The 6,295-nt window shown below is 64.6% G+C and carries 7 protein-coding genes and 1 tRNA gene; 2 read left to right on the forward strand and 6 right to left on the reverse strand.

From position 1 onward, the window contains the following. The 5 genes from AC1DBQ_RS20735 to bcp all read right to left on the reverse strand — a co-directional run. A partial coding sequence (locus AC1DBQ_RS20735) for a malate:quinone oxidoreductase (protein ID WP_476930305.1) occupies positions 1-1,042 on the reverse strand: 1,042 nt, incomplete at its 3' end. A 79-nt stretch (positions 1,043-1,121) separates the two neighbouring features. After that, positions 1,122-2,804, reverse strand: a complete 1,683-nt coding sequence (locus AC1DBQ_RS20740; RefSeq protein ID WP_476930306.1) for an ABC transporter substrate-binding protein — start codon at positions 2,802-2,804, stop codon at positions 1,122-1,124. 212 nt (positions 2,805-3,016) lie between these two features. Next, on the reverse strand, positions 3,017-3,685 hold the full coding sequence (locus AC1DBQ_RS20745) for a fasciclin domain-containing protein (RefSeq protein ID WP_476930307.1): 669 nt from the start codon (positions 3,683-3,685) through the stop codon (positions 3,017-3,019). A 229-nt stretch (positions 3,686-3,914) separates the two neighbouring features. Next, positions 3,915-3,996, reverse strand: a tRNA-Leu gene (locus AC1DBQ_RS20750). Positions 3,997-4,055: 59 nt separating this feature from the next. Beyond that, complete coding sequence (gene bcp, locus AC1DBQ_RS20755) at positions 4,056-4,532, reverse strand: thioredoxin-dependent thiol peroxidase (protein ID WP_476930308.1); 477 nt, start codon at positions 4,530-4,532, stop codon at positions 4,056-4,058. A 100-nt stretch (positions 4,533-4,632) separates the two neighbouring features. Between bcp and AC1DBQ_RS20760 the strand changes: the two genes are divergently transcribed. Then, on the forward strand, positions 4,633-5,142 hold the full coding sequence (locus AC1DBQ_RS20760) for a MarR family winged helix-turn-helix transcriptional regulator (protein ID WP_476930309.1): 510 nt from the start codon (positions 4,633-4,635) through the stop codon (positions 5,140-5,142). 92 nt (positions 5,143-5,234) lie between these two features. Here AC1DBQ_RS20760 and AC1DBQ_RS20765 read toward each other — a convergent pair whose 3' ends face one another. Beyond that, positions 5,235-5,633, reverse strand: a complete 399-nt coding sequence (locus AC1DBQ_RS20765; RefSeq protein WP_476930310.1) for a hypothetical protein — start codon at positions 5,631-5,633, stop codon at positions 5,235-5,237. Between the two features lie 370 nt (positions 5,634-6,003). Between AC1DBQ_RS20765 and AC1DBQ_RS20770 the strand changes: the two genes are divergently transcribed. Further along, a partial coding sequence (locus AC1DBQ_RS20770; protein WP_476930311.1) for a universal stress protein occupies positions 6,004-6,295 on the forward strand: 292 nt, incomplete at its 3' end.

A 6,295-nucleotide genomic window follows, 5' to 3' on the forward strand; every position in this document is an offset into this window, starting at 1 on the left:
GGATGATGTTGGACGGGCGGATGGACAGGGGCAGGTCAAGGTAGGAGCCGTTCTTGAGGAAGTTCGTGGAGAAGCCCGCGTACGGGCCGAACAGCAGGGAGCGCTTGCCGTTGACGTAGCGCGTGTCCAGGTGCGGTACGGACATGGGCGGGGCGCCGACGGATGCCTGTCCGTAGACCTTCGCGCTGTGCTGGGCCGCGATGGTCTCGTCGGTGCAGCGGAAGAACTGTCCGGAGACCGGGAAGCCGCCGAAACCCTTGCTTTCGGGGATTCCGGAGGCCTGCAGMAGGTGGAGGGCGCCGCCGCCCGCGCCGACAAACACKAACTTCGCGTGGATCGAGCCGTGCTCGCCGCTGCGGGGGTGCTTCAGCGAGAGGTCCCAGCCGCCGTCGGACGCGCGCTTGATGTCGCTGACGTTGTGGCCGTAGTTGATCTCGACGCCATTGTTGCCGAGGTAGGTGGTCAGCTCCCGGGTCAGGGCGCCGAAGTCGACGTCGGTGCCCTCGGCGGCGCGGGTTGCCGCGACGCGCTGCTTGGGGTCGCGGCCCTTGACGATCAGCGGGGCCCACTTGGCGATCTGGGCCTGGTCCTCGGAGTACTCCATGGAACGGAACAGCGGGTTCGGCTTGAGCGCCTCATAGCGGGTGCGGAGGAACTTGGAGTGGTCCTCGCCGATCACGAAGCTCATGTGCGGGACGGTGTTGATGAAGCCCTTGGGGGAGCCGATCAGGGAATTCGAGACGAGGTGGGACCAGAACTGGCGGGACAGCTGGAACTGCTCGTTGATGTTCAGGGCCTTGCCGGGGTCCACCGAGCCGTCTTTGGCTGCGGGGGAGTAATTAAGTTCACACAGGGCGGCGTGCCCGGTGCCGGCGTTGTTCCAGGGGCCGGAGCTTTCCAGTCCGGGCTCGTCGAGCCGTTCGAACAGCGAGATGGTCCAGTTCGGCTCAAGCTGCTTGATGAAAGCGCCGAGCGTGGCGCTCATGATGCCGCCGCCAATCAGGACGACGTCGGCATGTTGGGTCTTGGAAATGAAAGTCACAATCAGTCTCCGATAGCAGCGGCTCTGGCTGTMACAGAATATCCCCGCACGGCCCACTAACTGAAATTGGGCCCGGGCGTCAAGGTTTTAGCTCGACCTTTGTGAAAACTTCGTTCAACACCGGGGACGCCGGGTACTTCAGGACCCGGTCGGACAAGGCCAGGGCCGAGATCGGGAAGGCAATGGGAACCGCGGGCACCGTGGCCGCGATCTGCGCATTGATGGTCTGGTACTCCGCCGTGCGGTCCTTGCCGTCCGGTAATCCGCGGGCCCGGGCGATCTTGGAGAAGACCTGGGGATCCTGGTAGCCGAATTCGCCGGTGTCCTCGCCGAACAGCGGACCAACGAAGTTGTCGGGGTCGGAGTATGAGCCGTTCCAGCCGAGCAGGTGCAGGGCGTGGTCGCCGGGCGAGGTGACCTTCTGCAGGTAGCCGTCGGTCCAGTCCACGGGCACGGGTTTGATGTTGAGCCCGACGGCGGTCAGTTGCCGGCTGATCTCGGCGTACACCTTTTCCGGCGTTGGCAGGTAAGGCCGGGTGACGTTGAGCGGGTAGTAGAACTTCAGTTCCTCGCCTTTGTAGCMGGCCTCGGCCAGCAGTTCCTTGGCTTTGTCCGGGTTGTAGCCGAGCGACGGGGCGTTGTTGTTGAAGCCGCTGAGCTTGGGCGGAACGAACTGGGATGCCTGCGCGGTGTTGTCGATGAAGAATCGTCGGATMAGGGTGTCCTTGTCCAGCGCCATTTCAATCGCCTGGCGAACCTTGAGGTTCTGCAGGATMGGAACTTGCTGGTTCATGCCCAGGTACATGACGGAGAAGGGGTCCCGCTGGACGATCTGTTTGCCGCTCTTGACCAGCTGGTCGAAGTTCCCCACGGTGACGGCGTCGTAGGCGTCGATCTTGCCGTCGAGGAGGGCCTGCATCCGGGTCTGCGGGTTGTCGTAGGTCACGAACTTGATGGTCCCGATCTGACCCTTGTCCCCCCAGTAGTTTTTGTTGCTGGTCAGGGTGACGCTGCCGGTGTCCCAGGAGCCAAAGGAGTAGGGGCCGGTGCCCACCGGGTGGAGGCCGTAGGGGGACACGGGCTGGCCGCCGCGGCTCTGGTCCAGGACGTCCGCGTGTCCAGCGGCGAGGGCCTGCGGGGAGGACATCGCGAAGGCCGGGAGGGTGAGGGCCTGGAGAAATCCGGTGAAGGGCTGGGTGAGGTCGATCCGTACGTTGTCCGGCGCCACGGCGGTGCAGCTCTTGTAGATGGACAGCGGCGCCTGGTCGGCGTGGGCCTTGAAAACGCCCTTGAACGTGGTGCCAGTGGCCTGCTGGCGGAGGGCCGCGGGGAAGTTGAACCAGCGGTTGAAGTTGGTGCAGACGGCGGCGGCATTGAAAGGCGTCCCGTCCTGGAAGGTGACTTTCTCGCGCAGCTTGAACGTGTACGCGCGGCCGTCATCGCTCTGGGACCACTCGGTGGCCAGCAGCGGCGTGGGCTCACCGGTGGTCTGGTCCACGCCGACCAGGCCTTCGAGAACCTGCCGGGTGACGCGGTAGGACTCGACGTCGGAGACCAGGGCGGGATCGAGCCCCAGCGGATCGGAGCCGGTGCCGAAGGTGAAGAGCGCGGTAGGGGCGGCGCCGGAGGCAGCCGAGGAGGTTGCGGAGCCGGGTGCCGGGAGGGCGCCGGTGCAGGAGGCAAGCGGCAGCACAAGGAGAACGGCCCCGATGCTGGCGGCAATACGCCGCGCTATCCTGCTGGGCACTCTACTGCTGGGCACTGAAGGAATCACCTMTGGGAACTGGATGGTCCGCCGGCTGCGGAACAGCCCCAGTCTAGTTGACGGCGGAGTCCGGGATCTTTTGCGGCGCACCGTCACGGGCCGCRTGCGCCCGCAAAAGCGATGGCCCGCACCATGAGGTGCGGACCATCGCTTCTCCTAGTGGTCCAGGGAGTCAGGCTGGTACCGGGGCAGGAGTGCTTGGATGCTGCTTACTTAGGMATGAGGACAGAGTCGACCATGTAGACAGTGGCGTTGGCAGTCTGGACGCCGCCGCAAACAACGTTGGCGCCGTCGACCTTCAGGGCATCCTTGGTGCCGGTCACTGTGACGGAACCGCCCTCAACGGTCTTGTGGGTGCCGACAATCTGGTCCGGGGTGATCTTGCCGGGAACGACGTGGTAGGTCAGGATCTTGCTGAGCGTGGCGTCGTCCGTCTTGAGTGCTTCGATCGTGGCCGGGTCGATCTTCTTGAAGGCGTCATCGGTCGGGGCGAAGACGGTGAACTCGCTGCCGTTCAGGGTGTCCACCAGGTTCACCTTGGGGTTGAGCTTGCCGGAAACGGCAGCGGTCAAGGTGGTGAGGACCGGGTTGTTGGACGCGGCGGTGGCTACCGGGTCAAGGGCCATTCCCGAGACGGAGCCGGCACCGCTGGGGACCTGGGCGGYGTAGGCGGCGCATCCKGGACCGACGAGGTTGGCGGCCGGATCCATCGCTGCGGCGGAGGTGCTCATGGACGGGGACGGCGCCATGCTGGCTTCCGACGGTGCGGAGGAGGCAGGAGCTGCGCCGGAGCTGGATCCGCCGCAGGCAGTGAGGCTGAGCATGGCGGCGGCTGCGATACCTGCTACGGCGAACGTGGTGCGCTTGATGGTCTGCATTTCGGTTTCTCCTTTGTTGTGCCGATGGTTGCCGGCGGCGAACTTTGCCGCTGCGGCCCTTTCTCGACTGTTGGGCACCGACCCTTGGTTGGTGTCTCAATGGGTATTCGGCTGCTCGGAGGACTCGGATGGGTGAGGGCTTGAAATTCTTTTTCTACCTCGGGGAATCCCCGGAAAATCGGCTGGAAACCACGAGAACCCCGGTCCGAAGACCGGGGTTCTCTCTGTGTGCGCAAGGGGGGACTTGAACMCCCACGCCCGAAGGCACAGGAACCTAAATCCTGCGTGTCTGCCAATTTCACCACTCGCGCGCGGCGCCGTCGTCGTCCGGGGGAAGAACCCCGGCGGCGGACGCCAGGCTCCATTGTACCTATTCGGCGTCGAGCTTCAGGTCCCGGCGGAGTTTCGCGACATGCCCGGTGGCCCGGACGTTGTACTGCGCGATCGTCACGGTGCCGTCGGGATCGACAACGATTGTGGAGCGGATGAGGCCCTGGTAGGTCTTGCCGTAGTTCTTCTTCTCGCCCCAGGCCGCATAGGCCTCGGCTACGGCGTGGTCTTCGTCGGAGAGAAGCGGGAACGTGAGCCCTTCGGCGGCGGCGAATTTGGCGAGCTTTCCGACCGGGTCGGGGGAGATGCCCACCACGTCATAGCCTGCCTGCTGCAGTGAGGCGAGGGAATCCCTGAAGTCGCAGGCCTGTTTGGTGCATCCCGGGGTGGAGGCCGCCGGGTAGAAGTAGATGACGGCATTCCGGCCCCGGAAGTCGCCGAGGCTGACTTCCTGTCCTTCGGCGTTCTTGAGGGTKAAGTCCGGTGCTGCAGCACCGGGGATGAGTCGTTCAGGCACGGGTGTCTCCTTGGCGAAGTGCGGGGTTAAGTGGCGTGATTATCCAGCGTAGTGAGCGGAATGGCCCCCGACGAATCCGCTGCTCGCTATACTCTTGGGTATGCCTGATATGGATCGCTGGCCCACGGGCCGCCTATTGTCCACGGCAGCACGTCTCGTAGAACACTCCTGGAACGAAAAATTGGGGGCCATTGGCCTGACCCATGCCGGGGTGATCGCCATGGAGGTGCTCTCGGCGAACGGGCCGATGACGCAAGCCCAACTAGCCCAGCTGGTGCGGGTTCAGGCCCAGACCATGGGCAAGACGCTGAGCCGGTTGGAAGCGCACGGCCACATTTCGCGGCAGCGCAGCGCCTCGGACCGGCGCAGCCAGGTGGTGTCGCTGACAGACCAAGGCCGCGAGGCCGTTACCGCCGCCGCGGACATGGAGCGCTCAGTGCTCGCCGCGACGCCGATTGACCCGGACGTGTTGCGCCAAGAGCTTCAATCTGTGGTGCGGGTGCTGGCCACGAAGTCCACGTCTGCCGAGGTMAAGGCCATTGTCACTGCCGCGGATCCGGCCGTCGCCGCGGAGCCTGGTCTAGCGGCGAATGTCACCCCGCTGAACTAGCCACCCCGCACGGAAGACGAAGATGAGCAGGACGGCGGGAGACGTCCCGCCGTCCTGCTCAGTCCTATCCCCAGGCCCTTAGCGGCGCCCGGTCACCAGATTGTGTGCGGGTGGTGCTTGTTGTCGTGGTGCTTGTTGTCGTTGTTGTTGTGCCGGTTTCCGTTATGGTCCCAGAAACCGTCCTTGTCATGCCGGCAACCGTCGTGGCCGGTCCACGAGCCGTTGTGGTCGTTGTCGTCACGCCAATTGCCGTTGTCGTCACGCCAGCCCCACCCGTCGCCGTTGTCATGCCACCGGTCCTCACCGTCCCACCAGCCGTTATGGGTATCGTGCCGGTGGTCGTCCCGCATCTGGTGCCGGTGTTCGAACGTGGATTGATTCCACGAGATGTTGGACGTGGTCACGGCAGCGCTAGCGGGCAGGGCGCTGGCGCCCAAACCCAATGCCGCCGTGACAGCAGTTGTTCCGATGATGCGAATAGCCTTGTTCATTACCTTGTTCCTTAGAGGGGGTCGACGCCCCATTCCTTCAGCCGATGGACGGCAGATTCAGGGCCGGCCTGGCGTCGGCAGGAACCCGCGTCTCTGGACACGATCCCAGACAGCGAATCGGGGAGTCGACATGATAAACAGTGGAGTTTTCCGCCCGGGAACTTGGCCGGGGGGTCGTCGGTCCGGGTCTGCGGGACCGGTGTCGTTCCGGGACCGTTGCCCGGAGCACCTTTCAAGTCAACGCGCGGTCGCGGGCTCTCGACAGGGACTAAAGTCCCTGCTTCCCATGCTGTTCGGGGGATGTCCGGACAGGGGCGCGGGAGGATGATGGTGCCAACCAGAGAGCCTCAACCGGGTCGGAGGAAATGGCATGGCTACCAGCAGTCCGTTCGTGGTCGTCGTAGGCGTCGACGGCTCTACAGAGTCCCAAGCAGCCCTCGATTGGGGCATCCAGGAGGCAAAGCTCAGGAACGGACAGGTGATTGTCCTGGCTTCGTGGCACTACCCCTACGTCACGGATGCCGCGGGCCAGGCCTGGGACTACGCCGGCTTCGAGCGCGACGCCCAGACAATCCTCAACGACGAACTTKAGCGCGTGGCCGATCAGGGGGTTCCGGTCACCGGGCGTCTTGTCGAGGGCAATGCGGCGGCCGCCCTTGTGG

This window comes from Arthrobacter sp. 10T413_2, from assembly GCF_056394205.1.

Coding starts and splice junctions, on each gene's coding strand:
- AC1DBQ_RS20765 (WP_476930310.1), bottom strand. CDS start 5,633: ATGAACAAGGCTATTCGCATCATCGGAACAACTGCTGTCACGGCGGCA.